General features: G+C 71.1%; 10 protein-coding genes. 9 read left to right on the forward strand and 1 reads right to left on the reverse strand.

Features of this window, described 5'->3' with window-relative positions; all coding sequences use genetic code 11:
- Positions 1–11 precede the first annotated feature (11 nt).
- From Dsi01nite_RS40185 to Dsi01nite_RS40195, 3 genes are all read left to right on the forward strand, one after another.
- The gene (locus Dsi01nite_RS40185; RefSeq protein ID WP_203851641.1) at positions 12–9,482 is read left to right on the forward strand and encodes a Tc toxin subunit A-related protein; all 9,471 of its coding nucleotides are present in this window, start codon (positions 12–14) and stop codon (positions 9,480–9,482) included.
- A gap of 444 nt (positions 9,483–9,926) precedes the next feature.
- Positions 9,927–10,184: a hypothetical protein gene (locus tag Dsi01nite_RS40190; protein WP_203851642.1), complete on the forward strand. Its 258-nt coding sequence runs from the start codon at positions 9,927–9,929 to the stop codon at positions 10,182–10,184.
- A 75-nt stretch (positions 10,185–10,259) separates the two neighbouring features.
- Positions 10,260–11,453: a cytochrome P450 gene (locus Dsi01nite_RS40195; RefSeq protein WP_203851643.1), complete on the forward strand. Its 1,194-nt coding sequence runs from the start codon at positions 10,260–10,262 to the stop codon at positions 11,451–11,453.
- Between the two features lie 23 nt (positions 11,454–11,476).
- On the opposite strand, the gene Dsi01nite_RS40200 is transcribed toward Dsi01nite_RS40195, so the two are convergent.
- Entirely contained in the window at positions 11,477–12,433 is a 957-nt protein-coding gene (locus Dsi01nite_RS40200; RefSeq protein ID WP_203851644.1) for a DUF5996 family protein, read from the reverse strand.
- Between the two features lie 437 nt (positions 12,434–12,870).
- Here Dsi01nite_RS40200 and Dsi01nite_RS40205 point away from each other — a divergent pair, with 437 nt between their 5' ends.
- Genes Dsi01nite_RS40205 through Dsi01nite_RS40230 form a run of 6 tightly spaced genes read left to right on the forward strand, consistent with a single transcriptional unit; the run spans position 12,871 to position 25,063 of the window.
- Complete coding sequence (locus Dsi01nite_RS40205) at positions 12,871–13,749, forward strand: hypothetical protein (protein ID WP_203851645.1); 879 nt, start codon at positions 12,871–12,873, stop codon at positions 13,747–13,749.
- Positions 13,739–17,842 carry a WD40 repeat domain-containing protein gene (locus Dsi01nite_RS40210; protein ID WP_203851646.1) on the forward strand — a complete coding sequence of 1,368 codons (4,104 nt, stop codon included), beginning with the start codon at positions 13,739–13,741 and terminating at the stop codon, positions 17,840–17,842. Before Dsi01nite_RS40205 ends, Dsi01nite_RS40210 begins: the two co-directional genes overlap by 11 nt.
- Positions 17,839–21,945 (forward strand): WD40 repeat domain-containing protein, encoded by a 4,107-nt coding sequence (locus tag Dsi01nite_RS40215; RefSeq protein WP_203851647.1) that lies wholly within the window; start codon positions 17,839–17,841, stop codon positions 21,943–21,945. The genes Dsi01nite_RS40210 and Dsi01nite_RS40215 overlap by 4 nt, the downstream gene beginning before the upstream one ends.
- Entirely contained in the window at positions 21,942–22,514 is a 573-nt protein-coding gene (locus Dsi01nite_RS40220; RefSeq protein WP_203851648.1) for a hypothetical protein, read from the forward strand. The genes Dsi01nite_RS40215 and Dsi01nite_RS40220 overlap by 4 nt, the downstream gene beginning before the upstream one ends.
- A gap of 3 nt (positions 22,515–22,517) precedes the next feature.
- Positions 22,518–23,597, forward strand: a complete 1,080-nt coding sequence (locus Dsi01nite_RS40225) for a HesA/MoeB/ThiF family protein (protein WP_203851649.1) — start codon at positions 22,518–22,520, stop codon at positions 23,595–23,597.
- A complete protein-coding gene (locus Dsi01nite_RS40230) occupies positions 23,594–25,063 on the forward strand; it encodes an effector-associated domain EAD1-containing protein (RefSeq protein WP_203851650.1) in 1,470 nt (489 codons plus the stop codon). The genes Dsi01nite_RS40225 and Dsi01nite_RS40230 overlap by 4 nt, the downstream gene beginning before the upstream one ends.
- The last annotated feature ends 3 nt before the right edge of the window (positions 25,064–25,066 follow it).

A 25,066-nucleotide genomic window follows, 5' to 3' on the forward strand; every position in this document is an offset into this window, starting at 1 on the left:
GAATGACAGCCATGGCACCCCGACCCTCGCCCACGGTCGACCGTGAGGTGGCGGCGTTCCTCGCCGCCAACCCAGACCTGGACCTCGCCACCTTCGACTTCCACGACCGCGCCGCCGTCGCCCGGCTGCACCTGCCCAGGCGCTCGGCGGCGCTGATCGCCAAGCTGCGCGCCCGGCAGCGGGTCCGCCGCATCGCGCCGGACGACCATACGGCCGAGGCGCTGATCGCCGCCGGCCTCGACTCGGCGCACCGGGTCGCCGTCATGGCGGAGCACCGGTTCGTCAGCGAGCACGCCGGCCTGTTCGGCGGCGACCGCCACGCGGCGGCCCTGACCCACCAGCGGGCCAGATCGGTCAAGGCGGCCGTCTCGCACGTCTACGCCAACCTGCACGGCACCCTGGGTTCGCCGCATTACACCGCCATGCACGGCGGCAACGTCGACCCGGCGCTCGGCGCGTACTTCGGCGACGTGCCGAGCTACCCGGACCTGTTCGGCACCCTCGACCACCTGCGCTGCCCGCACTGCGCCTCGATCTTCGGGCCGGCGGCGTACTTCACCGACCTCATGCGCATCACCGACGAGTACGTCACCGACGCCAACCCGGACATCCCGGCCGGGCACACGCTCGCGCAGCGCCGGCCCGACCTGTTCGAAACGCCGCTCACCTGCGCGAACACCAACGAGTCGCGTCCGATGCTGGACATCGTCAACACGATCCTGGCCCGCCGGGTCGCCGCCGCCGGGCAGCTGCACGCCGGCACCGTGGTGGCCGCCACCGCCGACACGCTGACCCTCGACGAGCTGGCCTCGCCGCGGGACCACGCGTACACGGGGCTGCGCGTGACGATCACCAAGGGAACGGGCGTCGGCGAGGTCCGCACCGTCACCGCGTACGCGGGCGGGTCCCGGGTCGCCGCCGTCGATCGGTCCTGGTCCCCGCTGCCCGACGCGTCGTCGGAGTTCTCGGTGGCACCGGACCCGTACGCCATCCTCGCCGGTGCGCCATACCCGTTCAACCTGCCGTGGAACCTGCCGCTGGCGCAGGTGCGGCGCAACCTCTCGGTGCTGCGGACCGACCTGCCCGAAATCTACGGCGCGCTCCCGGCCGGCACCGCCCCGGCCGCCGGCGGCACCGAGGCTCCGGCGGCCGACCGCGAGACGTGCGGGCTCTCCGTGGAGCAGTACCGAATCGTCACCACCCCGGTCACCGACCCCGCCACGCTCGCGGCGTACTACGGCATGCCGGCGCTCGACCTGCCCGCACTGTCCAAGGTGGACACCTTCTGCGCGACCACCGGCCTCGACCGCGACCGGCTGGCCGAGCTGCTCACCCAGGACGTCGCCGAGCAGGCCATGGCCGCCGACTTCTTCATCAACGCCACCGGCGAGGGGCCGCCGATGGCGATCGACCGACACGACACCATCATCCACCTGACCCGGCTGCGGCTGGACCGGCTCAACCGCTTCATCCGGCTCGCCGCGGCGCTCGACTGGGACTACACCGCCCTGGACTGGGCGCTGCGCTGCGACCCACACACCGGCGGCCGGCCCGCCATCGACGCGGCCCGCATCAGCCTGCTCGCCGGCATCGCCCGGCTCACCCGGACGATGGGGCTCGGCGTCTTCGAGGTGTGCGCGCAATGGTCGGACCTGAAGACCGTGGGCCGCGACAACCTGTTCGACCGGGTCTACAACCAGCCGGCGGTGCTCGCCGGTCAGAACCCGTACACCAGCGCCACGCCGATCCCGTTCGACCCCGGCCGCCCGCTGACCTGGAACCCGGCCCGGACCGACCGGACCGACGGCACGATCCGCGCGCGGCTGCTGTCCGCGCTCGGCGTCACCGATGACGACCTGACCCTGCTCGCGGCCCACCTGCGGGTCGTGCTCGGCGTCGACGGGCCGTTCCGGCTCGACCTCACCACCCTGACCTGGTTCTATCGGCTGGCCTCGGCGGCCCGCGCGTTCCGGCTGACCGTCGATGCGTACCTGACGCTGCTCACGCTCACCGAGCCGCCCGGGAAGCCGCCCGTGACACCGACCGTCGGCGTGCTGCAGCTGCGGCACGAGCGGGTGGAGTGGCTGCGGCGCAGCGGCTTCACCGCGCACACCCTGCTGTACGTGCTGCGCGGCACCCGGACGTCGTTCTTCCGGCCGCCGTACACACCGGACGACCTCGCGCCGTTCATCGCCCGGCTCTCCGTCTCCGCCGAGGGCTCCCGGCTGACCCCGGACAGCTTCGGCTTCACCGGCATCGACGCCGACGCCTCCGCCGGCATCTTCGCCGCGCTGGCCGCCGAACGCGCCATCACCCCGCTCGGGATCCTGCTGGGGGACGCGCAACGCTACCTCGATGCGGCGAGGCGGTTCCCGCTCACCGCGGGGTCGTTCGTCGCCGGGAACATCACCCGCGAGCAGTCGAGGCAGGCCTTCGATGAGCTGTGCGCCGCCGACCCGCCGGTGCTGGACGGGCCGGACAAGCACGGCGACGCGCTGCTGTCCCGCTCGTTCACCGACTCCACGGACCTCGGGTATCTGTTCGACGGCGAACCGGCCGGGGCGAACCAGCGCGGCCAGGTCCGCACGATCCTGTCGGACACCAAGCGCCGCATCGAGATCACCGCGTTCGCGTTCCTGTTCCCGATCGGGCCGGACCGGTTCACCGGGCGTCGGATCGACCCGGCCGCCTCGGCCCGCGCGTTCCGTCAGCTCGTCGCGCACGACCCGGCCCTGATCAGACTCGATCCCGCCGCCGGGCAGCGGCGGGTCATCACCGCCTACGACGGCGAGACCCGCACCGCCACCGTCGCGCGGGCCTGGAACGCCGTCCCGACGAGCGACGCCGAGTACCGGGTCAGCGTCGTGACCACGACCCGCGCCGCACGGGGTGGCACCCTGTCCACCGTGGTGCTGGCGGAGGACGCCGACCCGGTCGACGGCGCCTACACCGGCGCTTCCGTCCGGATCGTCACCGGCGACGGCGCCGGGCAGGAGGCGGTGGTGACCGCCTACGACGGCGAGACCCGCACCGCGACCGTGGCGCCGCCGTGGCTCGAGCTGCCGGGAGACGGGTCGGGCTACCAGCTGATCGTCCCCGCCGTCACCGGGCGGGTGGCCGGGGCCGACGAGCACACGCTGCGGCTCGGTCCGGGCGCGTCCACCGTGGACGGCGCCTACGTCGACGACGAGGTCGACATCGGCGGCCCCGGCCGGCTCGGCGCGGCCTACGACGTCGGCACGCCGCTGGACTTCCTGTTCCTGAGCAAGGGCATTGGGCAGCGACGGCGGATCACCGGCTACGACGGCGCCGCCCGCCGGGCCACGGTGGACACCGCCTGGATCACCGAGCCGGACGGCTCCACGTACTACCGGATCACCGACGCCGACGGCCGGATCGTGGCCGAGGGCGGCGCCCGGGGCGGGGGACCCGACGTCCTCTACCTGTCCCCGTCGGCGTCCGAGCTGTCCGACGCGTACCTGGACCTGACCCTCACCCTGGTCGCCGACCCGGCCGCCGGTCAGCAACGCGCCGAGGTCGGCCAGGCGCTGCAGGGGACGCTCGCATTCATCACCCACACCGCCGGTGTCGTCGGTGCGGCCGGCGCGCTCCAGCAGAGCGTCGCCGCGCAGGGGCTGGCCGATCTGCTGGGCACCACGACCGAGCGGCTGGCGGTGCTGGTGCCGGCCGCGACCCGGGTCACCAGTCTGGCGAACTATCTCGACGACCTGTTGAGCCCGATCCGGGACGGCCAGGTGCCGGCGGACGTGCCGCCGTTCGTCGAGGCGCTGTCGCGCGGGCTGGTGCTGTTCGACACGCTCGGCATGCGTCCCGACCAGATCAGCGCGGTGACGGAGCTGCCGAAGGCGTTCAACGTCACCGACGTGGCGCACCCGACCATCGACGAGATCGTCTCGCTGTCCGGCTTCATGGCGCTGGAACGGCGCCTCGGCGACGTGCACGGCGACCTGATCGGCTACTTCCGCCGCCCCGACGACCGGCCGTCGGGTGCGCCGGCCGCACCCGGCCCGAAGGTCGCCGCGCTGTCGGCGCTGAGCGGCTGGCCGGTCGAGCAGATCGTGACGCTGACCAACGTCCTCTGGCCGGCCCGCGACGGGCGGAGCGCCGCCGATGCCACCACCGCCGACGGGGTGGCGCGGCTCGCGGCGGTGTTCGACATCGGCACCCGCACCGGGCTGGACGCCGACTCGCTGCTGAGCCTCGCGGCGCTGGCGTACCTGCCGGCCGCCGACGCCGCCGGCGGCGTGCTCGGCGAGCACTGGCGCACCTACACCGACGCGGCACAGCTCACCCTCGACGCGGTCGGCGCCCGCTTCCACGGCCCCGAGTTCACCGCGGTCGAGCAGGAGAGCACCGGCGTGCTCGGCGAGGCCCGGCGGGATGCGCTGCTCGGCTACGTGATCTGGAAGCTGGGGCTCACCGACCCGTCGTCGCTGTACGAGTACCTGCTCATCGACGCGCAGGTGGCGGGATGCGCGACGACGTCGACGATCGCGCAGGGCATCGCCGCGGTGCAGCTGTACCTGCAGCGCTGCCGGCTGATGCTGGAGCCCGGCGTCACCGACCTCAGCAACATTCCGGAGGCCTGGTGGGAGTGGATGTCGACGTACCGGCAGTGGGAGGCCAACCGCAAGGTCTTCCTGTACCCGGAGAACTATCTCAACCCGGCGCTGCGCAGCGACGTCACCCCGTCGTTCGAGAAGCTGAGCCGGGCGCTGATGGAGGGCGACATCACCGCGGCGTCCACCGAGGCGGCGTTCCGCGGCTACGTCGACGACTTCGCCTCCGTGGCGGGCCTGGTCGTGGTCGACGCCTACCAGACCCGGCTGCCGAGGACCGGCACCAGCGTGACCCGGGGCAAGGGCACGGTGCAGGCCGCCACGGCCCGCGCCGTCACGCTCGCCGCGCCCGCGTCCGACCTCTACAACGAGTACCAGGACATGACGATCGAGATCACCGCGGGCCCTGGGACCGGGCAGCGGCGCCGGATCGCGTCGTACGACCCGGCGGCCCGCGTCTGCACGCTGACCACCGACTGGGCCACCGTGCCCGGCTCCGCGTCCCGGTACGTCATCACCGGGCCACGGATGGTCGACTCGCTGTTCCTGATCGGGCGCAGCGGCACCGACCCCTACACGTTCCACCACCGTCGCTGCGACTCCGACACCGGCTGGACCCCGTGGCGCAAGGTCGACGCGGCCATCACCGTGCCGTTGGTCACCCCGGTCTACGCCTTCGACCGGCTGTTCGTGTACTGGGTCGAGCTGTCCACGGTGGGCAGCTCGGCGATCAAGGCGGGGAAGACCGGAACGCCGGAGTCCGAGCCGACCGAGATCACGCTCGCCACCGTCAAGTTCACCTCCCTCGACGGCGACGGCCGGTGGTGCCCGCCGCAGACCGTCAGCAACGACACGGTCGTCGACTACAAGGTCGACTACGCCCAGCTGCCGTACCTGAAGGCGGTGCTGCACGGCAACGAGACCTTCATCGACCCGGCGCTCGGCCAGTGGCAGAAGCCGCTGGCGCTGCACCTGCCGGCCGGCAACGTCACCATGCCGGACCGGCACCCGAGCGGTGAACAGGTGCTCGTCGGCCAGGGCCTGACGCTCAGATTCGACAACAGGTCGCCGGCACCGGCCAAGCCGGACGCGACGCCCATGCCGGCGCAGCGGGTCGCATTCCAGAACGCCGCCTACGGGCTCGCCAACGACATGCACCAGCAGGGCCGGGGGGCCAGCCCCACCGTGCACGGCTACCTGCCCTTCGTGCCGTGGGTGTCGGTGTCCTCGGCGTCGACCCGCACGCCGTTCCGGGTCGTGAACCTCGACCCGGAGGGCAGCATTCCCCGGCCCTACACACCCGTCATCAACCGGGGCCCCGTGCTGCTCGGGAGCCACCCGAGACCCGGGTACCTCGGGATCACCGAGTCCACATCGATCAATCCCATCTTCGACAACGTGCGGTTCGACGACTACCCGGGCATTCGCAACGGCCCGGACCAGTACATCCAGTACCCTCTGCTGACGAACGTCGACCCGGCGGCCACCTCGGTGTTCACGGTGAAGAACCTGCTGGGCAGCTTCCTCATCGACACCGGCGACGAGACGTTCCTGGTCCGCGCGGACGATCCCGGCATCCGGCCGAACTCGGAGATCCTGACCAGCGCGGCCCAGCGCCCGCCGATGCCGGACGGCTTCACGTACCTGACCTCCGGTCCGTTCACCGCCACGGTGCCGCCGCCCGCGCTGGAGCACCTCAAGTTCCGGTTCACCCGCCTGTCCACCCGGGCCGCCCGGACCTTCCCCGATCGGCTGCTCACCGGCGGCGTCCCGGCGCTGCTCAGCCTCGACACGCAGCGCATGCCGGAGCTGCCGTTCGACCGGCTCGTGCCGCTTTCACGGGCGACCGCCCCCACGTCGTCGGTGTTGGACTTCTCCGGCGCGTACGGGTCGTACCTCTGGGAACTGTTCTTCCACGGCCCGTTCCTGGTGGCCGACGCGCTCACCGCGGGGCGCCGGTTCCGTGAGGCGAAGACCTGGCTGGAGTACATCTACAACCCCACCCAGCCACCGGCGCCGGACGACGACGGCAAGACGCGGTTCTGGCGGTTCCTGCCGTTCCGCTCGATGGACCTGCCGACGCTCACCCAGACGCTGGCCGACCCGGTGCAGATCTCGGCGTACAACGACGACCCGTTCAACCCCGACGCCATCGCCCGGCTGCGGATCTCCGCGTACGCCAAGGCGATCGTCATGCGATACGTCGACAACGTGCTGGACTGGGCCGACGACCTGTTCAGCCGCGACACCCGGGAGTCCGTCGACGAGGCCACCAACCTGTACGTGCTCGCCGCCGACCTGCTCGGGCCGCGCCCGAAGGTGCGCGGCGAGTGCACCCCGCCGAGGCCGGCGACGTACGACGACATCAGGGCGTCCTATCGGGACCGCACCCTGGTCACCGGCGCGCTCATCCGGGCCGGGCTGAGCACGGCGGTGCTCGACGGCGCCGCGTCCACCGAGGACGACGCGTACACCGGCGCCTACCTTCAGGTGGACGGCGGTCCGGCGGGCTACATCACCCGCTACGACGGTGCGACCCGCACCGCGCACCTGGACGCGCCGTGGGAGGAGCCGCCCGGCGCCGGCGCCGCCTACCGGGTGTTCGTCAACGGCGTGCCGCAGTTCCTCATCCGGCTGGAGAACTCCCCGCCGGTGCTGGCCGCCGCGGGCGGCCCGGTCGGGTACGCCGACGTGCCGTTCAACGACATCGGCAGCTACTTCTGCGTCCCCGAGAACGACCAGCTGGTCGCCTACTGGGACCGGACCGAGGACCGGCTGTTCAAGATCCGCAACTGCATGAACATCGCCGGTCAGGTCCGGGACCTGGCCCTGTTCGCCGCCCCGGACAGCGTCGCCGAGACGGTGCGCGGGCAGGCGAGCGGTGCCGCGGCCCCCGGGGTGACCACGCAGCTCGAGCCGGCCGTCCCCACGTACCGCTTCGAGGTGCTGATCCAGCGGGCGAAGGAGCTCGCCGGCGCCACCACGCAACTGGGCGCCGAGCTGCTGTCGGCGTTGGAGAAGCGCGACGCCGAGGCGATGGCGCGGCTGCGGGTGACGCAGGAGCAGACGCTGCTCGGCCTGATCACCTCGATCAAGCAGGACGCGGTCACCCAGGCCGTCCACAACGGAGCGTCGCTGGCCGACGCGCTGGCCTCGGCCGAGCACCGGCAGCGGTACTTCTCCGGTCTGGTCACCGCCGGGGTCTCGGCCGGGGAACAGGAGAGCATCAACAGCGCCGTGTCAGCGGCCGCGCTGAACGAGGCGGCCGGGGTGCTGCGCAGCGCCGCGTCCATCGGGTTCGCCGTCCCGCAGTTCGGGTCGCCGTTCGCGATGACCTACGGCGGCATCCAGCTCGGCTCGGTGATCACCGCCGCGGCCGGCGTGGTCGACGTCGCCGCCATGGCGGCATCGGCCCGCTCACTGATGTCGCTGACGATGGCGCAGTACGAGCGCCGCGCGTCGGAGTGGCAGCTCCAGGCGGACCTGGCCGGCCACGACATCGCGCAGATCGCCGAACAGATCGCGGTCAACGACGCGCAGCGGGCGAGTTCCACCAGCGACCTTGCCGTACACCTGACGTCCATCGCCCAGAGCACGGAGGTCGGCGCGTTCCTGCGGGACAGGTTCACCAACGAGCAGCTGTACCAGTGGATGGCGGCGCGACTGTCCACATTGCACTTCCAGACCTACTCGCTGGCGTTGGAGTTGGCCCGCTCCGCTCAACGGGCGTTGCAGTACGAGCTCGACCGGGGCACCACGTTCGTCAACTTCGGCTACTGGGACGGGGCCCGGCGCGGGCTGCTCGCCGGCGAAGGGCTGCTGCTCGCGCTCAACCAGATGGAGAAGGCGTACCTGGACGCCAACGTCCGGCCGCTGCACATCGAGAAGACGGTGGCCCTGTCGCAACTCGACCCGATCGCCCTCCGCGACCTGGTCACCACCGGCGAGTGCGTGTTCACCCTGCCGGAGCGGCTGTTCGACGGCGACTACCCCGGGCTCTACGCCCGGAAGATCGTGTCGGTCTCGGTGTCGGTGCCGGCGATCACCGGCCCGTACCAGAACCTGCACGCCACCCTGACCCAACTGGCCAACCAGGTCGTGGTGGCGCCCGACGTCAAGGCGGTCGACTTCCTGCTCGGTGGGGCGTCGGCCACCCTGCCCGGCGCCGACGTGCTGCGCACCGACTGGCGGGTCAACCAGCAGATCGCGCTCTCCAACGGTCTGGGTGACACCGGGATGTTCGACGGCGGCGGCGACGGCCGGTACCTGCCGTTCGAGGGCACCGGAGCGGTCTCGACGTGGCGGCTGCGGCTACCCCGCCAGACGAACCACTTCGACTTCGACGCCATCTCCGACGTCATCGTGGCGCTGCGCTACCAGGCCCGCGACGGCGGACCCCGCTTCCGCGACCAGGTGGTCCGGCTGCCCGCCATGAGCACCTACGACGGCAGCGTGACGCTGTCACTGTCGCAGGCGTTCTCCGGTGCCTGGTACGAGTTCCTGCACCAGCCAACCGACACGGCGCGGCAGACGCTGCGCTTCGAGCTGGCCCGGCTGGTGCCGCCGCACATCTCGGATGCGGTGCTCACCGGGTTCTCGCTGCACCTGCAGACACCCGAGGGCATCGCGACCGCCGGGAAGGAGCCCTACCTCGCGCTCAGCCTCGGAACCGGCCTGAAGCAGCTGGTCAACCTCGACGCGGCCGGCAACCACACCCAGCTGCTCACCGACCGTCCGCGGGTGGACACCGTGGAGGGGGCGGCCACGCTCTCCTTCGTGCTCGACGACACCCCGCCCGGACTGCTGGCGTCCCCTCCCCCGCACCTCGATCCGCAGGTCGTCGAGAACGTCGCCCTCGTCCTGTTCTACCAGGGTCGCATCACCTGGGACCCGTCCTCCTGACCCGCCCTCGCCGATCAAGGAACGACACACCGTTCCTTGATCGGCGAGCGGGGCCAGTGCCGCCGGACCGCAGGTACACACCGTAGGCCGCGAGAATGGTCAGGGATGAGCTGCTGCGGCTGCGAGCGGCCGCCGAGGCCGAGGCCGTGACGCCGGCGGAGAGCCTTGAGGCGCTGTTCGCGGCCTCGAGGGACCAGGTGCCGGGTCGACCGGTTCCGGGATGCGGGACGACCCAGTGCGTGTCACCGCTCTGCGCTTCGCAGCCCGACACGAGGACGCGGGGTGCGGCAGCGATACCTGCCAGCAGGTATCGGCGGGGTGCGGAGACCCGCAGTCGGAGAGTGCCGCTGGCGCCGAGGCCGTCCCCCAACCGTACGAGAGAACGTGGATGGAGCAACATTCCACGCCCCGTTGAACACGCCCCCTCGTGAACAGGTGATTCCCATGACGACTTGCCCGGTTGAGCCGATGCTGAGCATGGCACTGTTCGTCTCCGACACGTCCGCATCCTGCGACCTGGACGACGCCACGATCCGCGAGACTGTTCACCGCACGCTCGAACAGCTCGGCCCCGACGAGTGCTACGCCCGGGCCGCGGAAGTGTTCGGCAACCGCCCCGAGGTCGCGCAGCGCAGGATCCAGTGGGCGCGCGAGCGGTGCGCCCGCGCCATGGCGCCCGCCCTCGCCGGCGCCGCCGCCTGACAATCCGGCCGAGTTTGGGGGTCTGGCGGACGGGTAGGCCGCGCGTACCGCCGGACCCCGATCGGAGGCACATCGATGACGGCTCCCACGCTGCCGGACCTCTACGAGTGGCTGGAACAGTCACGCCGCGACGGTCAGGTGCATTACGACGAGCGGCAGCAGTCCTGGGCTGTGCTCGGACATCCCGAAGCCGCGGCGGTCCTCAAGGATCCGGCCACCTTCTCCTCCGATCTCGGCGATCTGCTGCCCAAGCAGGAGGACATGGAATTGTTCCAGCGCGGCAACTTCGTCCGGATGGATCCGCCCCGGCACGACAGGCTGCGGAGGTTGGTAAGCCAGGCGTTCACCCCGAAGGTGGTGGCAGGTCTGGCTCCCCGCATCGAAGAGGTCACCGCCGAGCTGCTCGACGCTCGGGCCGGCGAGCGCCGATTCGATCTGATCGACGACCTTGCGTACCCGCTGCCGGTGATCGTGATCGCCGAGCTGCTCGGCATCCCGGCGTCCGATCGCCCGGTGTTCCGGCGGTGGGCCGACGGCCTGTTCGAACGCTCGAACGCCGGCCCCGACGAGTCGCTGATCCGGATGATGGACGATGACGCGCTGGCCGCTGCGGCGACGGTGATGCACGAGATGAACGCCTACCTGCTGGCGCACATCCGGGCCCGCCGGGCGTCGCCCGCCGACGACCTGACCAGCCGGCTCCTGATGGCCGACGGCGACGGCGAGCGCCTGACCGACGAGGAGATCGTCGGGTTCGTCGGCTTGCTGCTGCTCGCCGGACACGTCACGACGACGGCGACGCTGGGCAACACGGTGCTCTGCTTCGAGGCTCATCCGGACGCCGCAGCCGAGGTGCGGGCCAACCCGGCGCTGCTGCCCACCGCGATCGAAGAGGTGCTGCGCCTGCGCACGCCCTTCCCGCGGCTGGCCCGGCGGGCGACCACCGCCGTCACCATCGGCCAGGCCGCCATCCCGGCCGGCGCGGTCGTCGTGGCCTGGCTCGCGGCCGCCAACCGCGACGAGCGGGTCTTCGCCGAGCCCGATCGGTTCGACGCCCACCGGTCCCCAAACCCTCACCTCACCTTCGGACACGGGATCCATTTCTGCATCGGCGCGCCCCTGGCCCGCCTGGAGACGAAGATTGCGATGGGAATGCTGCTCGACCGGTACAGCGATGTCACAGTCGATGCCGACGCGCCGATCGCGTTCCGCAACCCGTGGGTGATGATCAGCCCCACCAGGCTGCCGTTGGCGGTCACCGCGGCCTGAGTGAGGCCGAGGTCCCATGGTCCTCACGGGGTGAACAGCAACGCCCGGCGATGGCTCGGCGGCATGGGCGGCGTCCATTCGAGCGACTCGCGCGGCCAGTGCTGCAGCTGCGCCCCAGCCTCGTACGTGCTCTGAGCGAAGTCCAGGACGGCCTGGCGCGGATCGGCCGAGTTCCGGACGTCGTCGTAGCTGAGGATGAACTCGCCGAGACCGGCGTCGAAACGCGCCGTCGCCGGGGCGATCGGCTGATCCTGGATCCCCGGCGGCCCCGGATAGTTGTAGGCGAAGAAGACCGGCTGCTCGACGCGTTCGCCGTTGAGCCAGGTCCCGCCGGGCCAGAAGCCCACCGTGCTCTGTTCGGCGGTATAGCTGAACCGGGTGATCGTGTCGGCGCCCGGCGGTGGGTCGGCCGACCGGCCCGAATACCGCGTGGTGGCCAGGTCGAAGGAGCCCCAGTAGAACTGGACCGGGCTGGCCTTGCCGGTGAAGCGGGCCCGGAACTCGGCGAGGATCGCGCCGACCTGACACAGCACGTGCCAGTACCGCTCGGCCTGGGCGCCGTCGTACGTGGCGTGCCGGTCGTCCCGGTCGAACGGGATCGGGTCCGGCACCTCCACCGGCTGCGGCCAGATCGGGACGTGCAGCCCGAGGTCGTCCAGCGCCGCCATGGTGTCGGCGTAGAAATCGCGGACCGGCCGACCGAGCGGAACGGTGCGCCGCTCCCCGACGCTGGTCTCGATGCGAACCTGGTGCTCGAGCAGGTCGAGCTCCATCTGGAAGGTACGGTCACCGTACGGGATCGCCGCCGTCCGCAGACCCCGGGCGGACAGCTCCAGAGCGACCTGCCACCAGTGGTTCGTCATCGGTCGCAACGCCAGCGAGAGCTTCCCGGCGACCTGGGCATACATGTGCAGCGTGTCGTAGGTGGGTTCCCATTCATCGACTGGCAGAGCCGGCCAGCGCTGTTCCTGGTTGGTCATCTTCCACCCCCAAGGTCACCGCCCCGAGCCGGGACGGCGTGCTCAGCACGAGTCATGTCCGGGTTGTGCTGCCCGACTCGAATCCGATCATGCAGGTCCGGTACCGACCGCCGGCGACGAGCACGTCCCAGAGGGCGGTTGTTCTCGAGCTGGTAGATGACGTGCCGGCCGAAGATGTACTGCCGCTCCCAGGTCGGACAGTGCCGCCCCGAGTCCCCGAGAGGCAGCCGTCCGTCAGTACCCGGAAGCGTGCGATACGCGTCGCATTGGCGGCCGGCAATGCTTCACCCGATCGGGCGACAATCGGCGACCAGACGTTGTTCTTTGCGCTACAAGTCGTATTCGATCAACCGCCATGCCCAGCCGTTCGGACGTACTCGGCGCTTGTGGGCGCGTGATAGACAAACGCATGGCACTGCGGGACGAGAGGGCCGGTCATGACCAGCGGTTTATCGCAGGAGCAGCTGACCTTCCTCGCCCGCGCCTATCCTCCGTGGCCGGCGGCGCGCAGCCTGCTCCAGCAGGCCGGATTCGGGTCGAGACTCGAATTCGTCCACCAGTCCGCTGTCGGGGATCCGATCGCGTTCTGGTATCAGTTCAATGCCGACCTCGAGGAGGGCGCCTTCCCGGACGCGGCCGAGCGCATCCGTGTCGTCGTGCACCGGAAGTATCGCGCCAACCCGCTCTGGCTCCCGGGCGGGCATGCCACCCCGCGGCGGCCACGGCCGGACGTCTGGTATCCCCTCTTCATCGGCGCGAGCCCGACCGGCGCCGCACCGATCCGAGCTGACGAAGAGTTGCTGGAGATCACGAACGCGATGGATCGCCCGCCGTGGTCCCGCACCGCCGCTCAGGCCGCCGACCTCAGCCTGGTCCGCGCATTGCAGCCGCACATCCTGCACCTGTGCTGCCACTGCCGCGACTCGACCCTCATCTTCAACGACGCCTCCGGCGCCCCGTTCGACCTGCACGCCGAGGACGAGGCAGCCGCGCTCAAACGCTACGCCGACGACGGCGGCCCACGCCTGCACGGCATCGTCGTCAACGCCTGCACCAGCGACGAGACCGCCCGCATCCTCAGCCCCCACGCCGACGTGGTCATCGCCCACCGCGACGAGCTGCGCGACGGCGACGGCATCGCGTTCGCCGGGGCCTTCTACAAGCTCCTCGTCGGTGACAGCCGACCGACCCTGGACGTTGCCGCCCGGACCGCCGCCCGCGAACTCGTCCGGGCGCGGAAAGTTCACGACACCCTCGCCGACGGGCTGGTGGTGTACGTCGACGGCGTCCAGGTGACGGACGTCCGTGGCCACTGACGACCTGGCCCGATGGGCCCGCCTGCACACCGACTCCGCCGGCCTCTCCCCTGCATCGCCCGCCGAGCGGATCGAGATGCAGCGGGTCATCACGTTGCCCCCGGCCGGCAGCGGCGCCGTTTCGGCGATGACAGGTGGTGTACTGCGTGACGGCCGCACCGTCGTCATCACCGGTCACCCGTCCGGCGAGATCGTGGTCCGGGACCTGACCGGCACGGTGCTGCGCGGACATCAAATGCCATTCAGCGTCGCCCGGCTCCGCGCGGAGCGGCTGCCGGCCGTTGACAGTATGTTCGTGGTCGAGGACAACGCAATCGGCGGCACTTTCCTCTCCCGCCTCGACCCGCTTGGAGCCGACCGGTCCGGCGGCTTCACACACTGGCTCGCGGGACCTGCGAGTGCGATCAGCAGCACGACCGGCGAAGGGGCGCTGGTGGCCGTCATCGGTTACCGGGCGTTCCCCCTCTACGAGGCGAGCACCGGCACTCGCCTGGGTCAGCTGCTGCTCGGGCGCCTGCCCACCGCCCGTTCCGCCGCGCTGGCCACGACGCACAACGACCAGGTCCGCCTGGTGGTGGCGACGGACTTCGACAACCTGTATGTCTGGGAGCTGTCGGCCGTGGACGGCCGGCCGACGGCGGTCACCGTCGCCGACAGGTTGCCGAGTGGACCGGCGGTCGCGCTCCAGGCCGAGAATGCGGCAGAGCTGTACTTCCCCGACTCGGGCGAACGGTTTCGGGTGCCCCTGCCCGGCCGTGCGGCGCACGAACCACTGGCGGCGATCCCCACGGCCGGCGGCATGATCCTGGCGACGACAGGGGTGAACGGCGACGCCGTCACGCTGCACCGCGTCCCGACCGGCGACGTCCTGGCGAGCCTGTCCATACCGGACGGGACGACGGCGCTCGCAGCAATTCCGCTGGCGGACGGCACACATCTACTCGCGGTCACCGACCGCACCGGCACCGTCCACCTGTGGCGCCCGGCTGCCCTTCCTCCACCGGCCAGCACGGACGTGATCCTGGTCGGTGAGTTTCGGGTCGAGGGCATACCCGTGGAGCTCGCATCCGCGGAACTGCAGGACGGCCGTCTCGTGGCGCTGACGACCGTCAACGACGCGAGGTCCGTCCTCTACGACGAACGCGGCACGGTGCGCGCCCGGATGGCCATGGCTCCGGACCAGGCGAGCACCTGTGTGTTGCCGGACGGCCGGGACGGTCTCGCAGTCAAAGAGAAAGTCAATGTGACGTTCGTCGACCTTGTCTCCGGACAGGTCACGAACTGGACGTCCGCACACCACCTGACGATCGTCGGTCAGGCAGCCACAGGCCGGCTCGACGACGGCACCCACGTCGTGATCCACGGCAGCACGGTCAGGTCGATCGACCTCGTGTCGCTGCACGGCGCCCTTCCCATCCGTCGGATTCCCAGGCAGGGCGGCCTCGACCTGGCAATGTTCCTCGGCCGGCTCGCTGACGGCCGCCAGGTCCTCATCGCCGCAGCCGGCATGGACGACCTTGCGGTCTGGGATGTCGCGACGGGCACCCGCATCGCGACCCTCGAACACGCCAACACTTCCGCTGCACGGCTTGCCACCCTTCCCGGTGGGCGACCAGGGCTCGTCGACTGCAAGCGCTCGGGGATCCGTTCGTGGGACCTGGAAACAGGATCGGGCCGGGAGTTCACGGCGCCGGCGAGTCCTTCGTTGTCGAACAGCTCCGGCACCGTCCGGTTCGCAAACGACGTGGCAGCGACCCGGGAAAATGAGTCCACAGTGGAGCTGTGGTCCCTGACCACCGGGCGGCTGATCGGCCAGGTCCACCACCCGGCCCAGGTGATCAGCCTGGCGACCTCGACCGACCAGATCCGCATGCTGACCATCGACATGAACCGGGTCGCCCGGCTGTGGAGATTCGGCACGCCGACAGCTGGCGCACCCCCGGAAGTCGTCGACGTCACCGTCCAGACCCGCGACAACGTGTCCACCAACCATGCCGGCTCCGGTCTTGTCTTCGTTGAATCCGACGGTAGGACGCTGCTGGTGAGGTCCGGCCGCTATGCCGCCGCCTTCGACCCGGCGACGTTGCGGGAACGCTGGGAAGCGGGGCCCTTCCCGAACAACGCCGGAGGCTTCTGCGCTCAGCAGACATCGACCGGACCTATCCTCGCGATCACCACCAGCGATGGCTTCTATGTCGTCGACGCACGCACTGGGACTGTGCTGCGACGGCCAGCCCCACAGTCGGGGACAGCGTTCCTCGGCGTCGCGTTCGACCCTCGAGACGACGGTGCGACGCTGTTTCTCGGCGGGCACAATTCGCAGCACATCCGCAATCGCTGGCGCACCGACGACATCACGTCGACGCCGTTCAACGCGACAGGCTTGACCAGGCCCCAGATGCACTTGACGGCGAGACACCAGATCAGCGGCGACCGTCTGATCCTCGGCTACGGCTCAGCGGCCGGCGAGGTTCTCGTCATCGACGCCGACACCATGGAAACGCTGCTGTTGCAGCGCGTCGACTTCTCCGCCCTGCCGTCCGCGGCGTCGCGCACCACCACGGTGCTGTTCGTGGACGACTCCGACGGGCGGCCCGTCGTCATCGTCGTCGGCGGCCGGCAGGCGCACGCGCTGAACCTTGACGGCACCGTCCGCTGGTCCCGCGACGCCGTCCCGGCGAACTGGGACGCCTTCAACCCGGCCGGAGTGGTCCGCCATCCAGGGCACGGGTGGCTCATGTGCCTGGTCCGCAGCGAGTCCGAAGTGGACCTCATGGACCCGCTCGACGGCACCGTCCTCGGCACGGTGTCCGCTCCGGAGGTGTCGCGGCTCACCGCGGTCGCGATCCACGCGGCCGACCAGGATCACGTGACCGTGGCCGCTAACGGCTTCTCACCTGCGAACCAGCCCGCGCTCGCGGTCTGGCACGTGACGCTGCGGCACGTAGCCGCGCAGCAGGACCCGACCATCGTGACGGATCCGGATCGGATCCGGCAGGCCGCACGAGGGGTCGCCGCCGCAGCGTCCACCGGGTGGTGGGTGCCACTCGGTGCAGTGCTCGAAGCCGTACGCCTCCTCGACGGGCTCCCCGCCACCGGAGCCGAAGGAGTCCGACTGCTCCGCGGACTGCGCTGGCCCGCCGACGCCCGGCTCGGACTCGCCATGCTCCTGCTCGCCGACCTCGACGCAGAACCCCGCCTCGCCCCACCCCCCGACAGCGACCCGGCAACCCTCCTGAAAACCCTGATCACCCACGTCCGCGACGCGCACGGCACCCCAGACCCGCCGACACAGCCGATCACACCCGCACCCGTCGGTGGCGAGCTCGTCGAACTGCTCCAGTTCATCGGCCCCGCCGCGGTGGCCGCCGACCCGCTGCTACCGCTGCGACTGCGCGATACGCCTGAAATCATCGCGTACGACTTCCCACGCCACGGCAGACCGGGCGGCGCGGCCACGAAGGTAGGGACCGTCGACGGCATCGAAGCGGGAGTCGACGGTGTCGTGCGCACCGGCACCCTCTCCCGCATCCTGCCGTCGGAACTGGCGCTGCCGCCGGAGCTGTTCCGCATCCGCTGGCTGCGCGGCGAGACGCTGTACCGCCGCATCGACACCGAAACCCCACAAGCGCTCGGCGACGTCACCGTCGTCCTCGACGTCTCCCCGGCCACCGCCGGGCCGGTCGAAGGGGTGCTGCGTGCCGTCGCCCACGCGTTGACCGTCACGCTGTGGGCATCCGGCGGGCATCCGTGGCTCGTCACCGCCAGCCAGCCGGAGACCCGCATCGCCGTCGACACCGGCGTCCAGCTCAGCGGCATCTGGACCGTCCGCAGCCTCGACCCCGCGAACCTCACCGAGGCCATCCCGGCCACGGGACACACCATCGTCCTCACCGGATGGCGGGCCGTCACCACAGGACTCATCCGCCCCGCACCGAACGTCAACATCGTCACCGCCCACGCGACCGGCGACCCACCTCGACGTCGACCCACCTCACCACACCATTGGCACCTCGGCCCCGACGCCGACACCACCGCCATCAACGCCGTCGCCGCAAACGTCCTCACCGCCGAACGGCCGGTGCACCGATGACCGCGGACCCCCAGGAACTGCGGCGCTGGGCGGCGAAGCAGGCCCGCACCGCCGGGCTCGGCGCCGGCGATCCGGCGCCGCCGCCCGCCCCGGCCGGTCCGGTCCGCATCGACGCGCGCCTCCTCGGCGTCGTCCCGTCGGCCGACCACGGCCAGGTGACCGCGGTCACCTGCGGCACGCTGTCGGACGGCCGGTTTGCCGTCGTCACCGGTCATCAGGGTGGCTCGATTGTCGTGCGCGACCTCAGCGGATCGGAACTGTTCGTGCACGCCCAACAATCGCGGGGTGTGACCGACCTCCGCCTCGTGCGCCTGCCTTCCGGGGGTGACCGCCTGGTCGTGCTCAACCCCGCGTACACCAGGTCCCAGCCCGCGGTGACGCTGCTCGACCCGCTGCGGGACGGTCCGGTCCTGGTGCTGGACCCCGACAGTGTCCGGCAGACGTCGACGATCGACACCCTGGTCCGCGAGGACGGCCAGGTGCTGCTCGCCACCCGGATCGGGGGGCAGGACACCAAGGTCTTCGACGTCGAAACCGGCGAGTTGCTGCTCGACCAGCCATGGCGGGGCGGGTTCCCGCACCGGACGGGCGTCGCACTCGCCGAGGCGGACGGCGTCGCGGTCGTGGCCGGCCTCGTCGATTTCAAAAGGATCGACATGTGGGCCGTGCCTTCCGGTGACCTGGTCCACACGACATCGCTGTCCTCCGCCCTCGAACGGCAATCGGCCCAGCTCGTAGCCGGGACGCTCAGCGACGGCGGAGCCGTCATCGCGTACGGCAGCGCGACACGGATCGGCCTGATCCTCCCGGCCGGAGCTGAGCGCCAGCACCTTCCAACGATCCAAGCGGGCAGTGGGCGGCTGCTGATGGTGCCGATGGCGGCGGGGCCGGTGCTGGCGGTCTGCGGGCACGACGCGGTCACCCTCATCCACCTGCCGTCCGGAGACGTCGTCGGGACCGTGCCCGCGCGCGGCGTCGTCGCCCAGGCAGCCGCCCGAATCGACGGCTCGACGAGGCTCGTCACCCTGGACCGCTCGGGTGTCGTCAACGTGTGGTCGCTGAGCACGGCGGCCACGCTGACCCCGGCGGCGGAGTTCCGCCTCGAAGGGAAGCCGGCCAGACTCATGCCAGCCGACCTCCCGGACGGCCGCTTGGCGATCGCCGCCAGAGTAGGCGACGAAACCCACATCATCGACGATGACGGCACGCACCGCGGGCGGATCGACTCGAAGCCCCACTATCTGGGGCTCTTCCGGTTGCCGAACGGAAACACCGGAATGTTGAGCAGCACGTCGGGTGCGGGCCTGACGGTCCACGACCTGACCGACGGACGTTCCCTCCGCGGCGCGGGCGCGTGGGTCAGCAGCTGTGCGGCCCTGACCCTCGACGACGGCACCACGGTGGCGCTGCGCGGCACCGCGCACAAGACCGCGGGTCTGGTACCGCTCGACGGTGAGCCGCCTGTCCGGCAGTTTCCCCGACCCGGCATCTTTTTCGACGGGTTCGTGTGCGTGTCGCGGCTGCTGGACGGGCGTCAGGTCGCGGTCGCGGGTAACGAGCGGCTGGACTGCGCCGTGTGGGATGTCGCCACCGGTGAACATCTGGCGGTGCTGGCCGGCGCCAACCACGAGTCGACCCGCCCGGCCAGGCTACCGGACGGGCGAGCGGGCGCCGTCCGATGCGCTGCCGACGGCATCCACATGTGGGACCTGGAGACAGGCAGGCACCGAGCGTTCCCGGTGCCGTCCTCGGAGGTCGTCGAAGCGACCGCCGTGGTGCGCTACCACGGTGAGGTCGCGGCCGTCCGACCGGCCGGGCGAGCCGCCGAGCTGTGGTCGCTGGCCGACGGGCGGCTGCTCCACAGCATCGAACACCCCACCGGGGTCGTCGCGGTGACGTCGTCCGCCGACCAGACCCGGCTGATCACCGTCGACGCCAGCAATGTCGCCAGAACCTGGATCTTCGCTTCGGACGCACCGCGGACCGCTCCGCGCCGGCATGAGATCACACCGGTTCCCGGGCCGGACGACACCGCCTACAAACTGTTCGTCGCGGACCACCCGGACGGGGCTTCGATCGTCGTCGACATGGGGTCCGGGCTCATCGCATTCCACGCCGAGAGCATGGCTGTCCGCTGGACCCGCCCCCTAAGACGGCCGGCGGGCACCTGCGTCGCCGCGATGAACGGCCACTTCCTCGTCAAGGAGCTCGTAGGGTTCAGCGTCCTCGACGCCGGTGACGGCACCCAGGTCAGCCGGCAGGCGACGGTCGATGGCCACCGCGCGTCGATGACGGTATTCGACCCTCGCGGAAACGGCGACGTGATCTACGGCAGTACCGATTCTGGGCTGGTCTTCCGTCTCACGGTGCCGGGTGGCGTCGACGCGACAGTCGCGCAGTCGCGCGAGCGCCCGCATTCCTTGGCAGCCGGGCGCGCTGCGGACGGCGGGCTGCTACTCGCGATCGGGTCGCGAGGGCCCCAGGTCACCGTCTTCGACGGGGATCTGACCCGGCAGGTGCTGACCCACACGTTCGATGGATCAGCCAAGCGCATGCCGCTGACGCACATCGTCACCGTGTCGGGGCGGCCGGTCCTGCTCGCCACCCTGGAGGGAGCGGACGTGCTCACCGCCGTCGGCATGGACGGTGAGACCCTCTGGACGGCCCGCCACGAGGGCGTGATGGCGATGCCATCGAACGCGCTGACGTCAGCGGCGGTGCCGGGCCGAGGCGATGTCGTCGGGTGGCTCGTCAACCCGGGCACCGTGCTGCTCATCGACCCGGCCGATGGTGCGGCGCTGCATACCCTGGCGGCCCCGCAGGACACGCCGCTGCGGGCGATCGCCATGTGGAGTCCGGGGCCCGGGCGAGTCGCGGTCGCGGCCATCAGCAACGGGAGACACGCGCGAAGTCCACAGGTGCTCGTGTGGCGGCTGGAGCTCGCCCGAACCGAGGCGGCGGTCAATGTCGATCCCCCGCGGCTCTGGGCGGCGGCGCGGGGTGTCGCGGTCGCCGCGTCCGCCGGCTGGTGGTTGCCGTTGGGGGCCGCGCTCGAAGCGGTGCGCCTGATCGACGGCGCAGCGCATGAGCTGGCGGGGGTGCGGTCGCTGCAGCTGCTGCGAGGGCTCGGGTGGCCGCTGGACGCACGGGTCGGGCTGGCGCTGCTGCTGCTCGCCGGGCACGGCACCGACCCGGCGCTCGCCCCACCCACCGGCGCCGACGCCGCCGAGTTGCTCGCCGAGCTGATCCGGGAGGCTCGAACCGTGCGTGGGTCGGCGCAGGTCTACGTGCGGACCGTGGACGAACACGACGACGAGTTCGTCGAGCGGCTGCGGCTCGTCGGGGCCGACGCCGTCGCCGCGGATCCGTTGCTGCCGCTGCGGTTGCGGGACTCCCCGGCCGCCCTGGCACACCGTCCGGTCCGGACCCGGTTCAGGGTGGGCGGACGACGTACCGTCGAAGCATCCACCGATGCCGGTGCCGGCACCGACGGCGTGGTCCGAGGTGGGCCGGTGTCGCGCGTGCTGCATTCCGAGCTCGCCCTGCCCGCGGACGTGTTCCGGGTCAGGTGGCTGCGCGGCGAGACCCTCTACCGGCGGCTCGACACCCGCACACCGCAGGCGCTCGGGCAGGTCACCATGATGCTGGACGTGTCGCCGGCGACCGCCGGGCCGGTCGAGGGGGTGCTCCGGGCGGTCGCGCACACGCTGACCGTCGCCATGTGGGCAGCCGGCGGGCGGCCGTGGCTCGTCGTGGCCAGCCGGCCAGAGGTAAGGGTCGCGATCGACGGAGGTGCCGGGCTCACGGGCCTGTGGACGGTTCGTAGCCTCGATCCCGCCGACCACCGGGGTGCGCTGAAGACGGCAGGCCTGGGCGGCGGGCTGACCGTCGCGCTCGTCCCGTGGCGGGCCGTCCACAGTGGACACGTTCGGCCGGGGCCGGATCTGCGGGTCGTCACCACGCACGCCGCCGACGACCCGCCCAGCCGGGCGCCGGCGTCGGTCTTCCACAAGCATCTGCGGCCCGACGCCGACGCACGGACCATCACCGCGGCCGTCGAGGCCGTCATGGCCTACGAGCACACAGAACGGACGTTGAGATGACGACCGACGAGGAACTGTTCGACGCCGGGCTGGCCGGTGCCGGTGAGGTCCGGCCCGTCACCGGTCCGGTGCGGCCAGGCGAGCGGATCACGACGCTGCAGTCGCCGTGGCACACCACGTACTGCGACGGCTGCGGTCACACGTTCCGCCGAGGTGACCGGGTCCGCGTCGACCAGGGCGGTGCGGTGCGGCACACGAGTTCGCTGCTGTCGTGCGCCGGACCGGCCGACGGCGGGGTCAACGCCGAGGCGGAGGTGCTCGAGTTCACCGAAGGGTTGGAGCGGACCTGGCCGGTCCGGGGAGAGCTGCCGATCCGCCGGACCGAAGACGAGCCACACCTGCTGCTCGGCCCGATCGGCGGGCTGCGCCGGCACGTCTGCCTGTTCTGCGCTCACACGTTCCGCCCGGGTGAGCTGGTCATCGTCTGCCCGTGCCAGGCGGGGGCGCGGCGGCTGTGCAGGCGGGCGGTGCACCGGGATCCGTCGCAGGGGCTCGTGTGCTGGGAGACCTGGAGCCCGGCCAGCAAGCTCAAGGTGTGCCCGGTCATGCTGACGAAGCTGGAGGACTGAGCGGTGCCGGAGACGGACCGGTTCGCCCGGCAGCGCCTGATCCCCCGCTGGGACCAGACGAAACTCGCGCAGGCCACCGCTGTCGTGGTCGGCGTCGGGGCCCTGGGCAATGAGGTGGCGAAGAACCTGGCACTGGCCGGGATCGGCCGGCTCGTGCTGTGCGACCCGGACACGGTGTCCGCGGCGAACCTCAGCCGGTCGGTGCTGTTCACCGGCCGGGACGTGGGCCGGCCTAAGGTCGACGCGGCGGCGGACGCGATCGGGATCCTCGCGCCCGATGTTGTGGTCGAGGCCCGGCGGGCGGATCTTGTCGCCGGGGTCGGCATGGGCGAGCTCGCCGACGCCGGGGTGGTGCTCGGCTGCCTCGACTCCCGGCGGGCCCGGCTGCAGCTGCTCGGGCGGGCGGCGATGTGCGGCGCGCGGCTGGTCGACGGCGGCACCCACCCGTGGGGCGGTGAGGTGCGGGTGCGGCTGGACCCGGCCGAGCCGTGCCACGCGTGCGGTCTGACGGTGCGGCAGCGGGCCGAGCCCGACTCGCCGGTCAGCTGCGACGGGCTCGTCGCCGCCGGCAACCCGGCCGCCGCGTCGATCCTGTCGACGAGTCTCGTCGGCGGGTGGATGGTGACGGCGGCGGCCAGGCTGCTGCTGGATGAGCCGCTGCCGTGGCGGTTCCTACAGGTCGACTCGGCCACGGGACACACCGCGCCGGTCTCGGTGACACTCGATCCGCGATGCGCGCACCATCGTCCGGCCGGTCTGATCACATTGGCGGACGTCGACCAGAATGCCACCGTCGGGCAGTTGATGTCGACTCTTCCGACGGGGGCGCAACCGCTCGCTTGGGGGGTGTTTTCACTTCCGGGAGTCTGCTATCACTGTAACGGTACCTATGATCCCGGTTCCCGGCCTGGCGTCGGCACTTCCGTCTGTCCCCACTGCGGTTCCCAGAACAGACCCCGACAGGGTCGTGACATCAGCGTCGTCGCACCCGCGACGCGATTGGCGGATCTTGGTGTGGCTCGTGAGGAATATCTGCCCGTGCGACTGCCGGAAGGGGATTTCCGTTGGCTTCGGCTGAGATGAGGCAGCCCGACCGGCGCGCATATCTTCCCGACTACGGCGACGAGGCCGAGTCGCTGCTGCCGGCCGAGGACCAGATCGACTGGCAGGACCGCGACCGGTTGCTGCTGGCGATGGCGCGGCTGTTTCCCACGCAGACCGCTGCCGCGCCGCTGCTGCGTTCCATCCGGGTCCCCGCCGAGCACATCCCGCCGTGGGGTGACGGCGACGCGGAGAGCTGGTGGACCTCGATGTTCGCCCAGCTCGACAACGGGCTGCTCAGCGATCCCTACCGCCGGCTGATCGGCGCCGCGCACCGGCGATACCGGCGCAACACGGTGCTGAGCGACCTGTTCGGGCGGTACCTGACGGAGGACCCGCAGACCCCGGAGATGTGCCACGTGTTCGTCCGGGCCGGCACCGACGGGGACCGGACCAACGCCACCGAGGTCCTCGAACAGCTCGGTCTGCGGCCCGTCGAGGACTGGCGGACCGATCACACGGTGTCCTTCAGCGTCAACACCGCGGACCACGCCACCGTCGGGCGGCTGCTGCACGACACTCAGCTCGGCTTCACGGTCGTGCCCCCCGGCCAGGCCAACTACCTGCTCCGGGAGCTCTACGTCCAGGGTCCGGACGGCTCCAGGTTCCGCCTGGTCGACGCGCCGGCGCAGCAGACCGTCGGCGCGGTCGCCGGGGAGGTGGTCAGCCACCAGTACCAGGACGACGACGAGGTCGAGGCGAACCGGCCGACGGTCGTGGACAAGGTCGACGGCAGAGGCGACCTGACGCGGGTCGGCGGCGACCAGACCCTCGACGAGGCCGGGTTCGAAGAGGGCGACAACATGCGCATCGGCTGGGAGGGGCGGGCCGGGGCGGTCAACCCCGTCGACTGGCAGAACGCGCTGGACCGCGTCTACAAGCAGATCCGGCTGTTCGCGGAGGGTCACCCCGACGTGAAGATGTGGGCCGATTCGATGAGCACCCCGACCGAATATGAGATCGCGTTCCGCCGGAAGAGTTTCGCGCCGCCGGAGCACCCCGGTCAGGAACCCGCCGTCATTGAGGCACACAAGGTCCGGATCGCCCTGGGCGCCGATTTCCCCGAGGTCGCCCCGAATGTGTTCTGGCTGACCCCGATCTTCCATCCCAATGTCTTTCCGATGTACGACTGCGAGGCCGCTCGCGGACGACCGGACCTCCGCGGGTTCGTCTGCCTGGGCATGCTCGCCGAATCGTGGCAGCCGGCGCTCGACTTCGGTGACCTCATCCAGACTTTGATCGACATCGCTGGATACCGGAACTATGAGTTGTATCAGGTCTCCACCGGCCGGGACGGGCCGATGTGGCGTGCCAACTATTTCGACCGCGACGCCGCCCGGTGGGCCAACGACCACCAGGCCGCGATCGTCGGGATCGGAGGGTCGACGCTCGTGCCCCACCACGCGACACGACCGGGTTATCCGAATGTCATCATCCCCGTGGACTGATGA

The sequence above is a fragment of the Dactylosporangium siamense genome (assembly GCF_016862795.1).
GTDB lineage: Bacteria > Actinomycetota > Actinomycetes > Mycobacteriales > Micromonosporaceae > Dactylosporangium > Dactylosporangium siamense.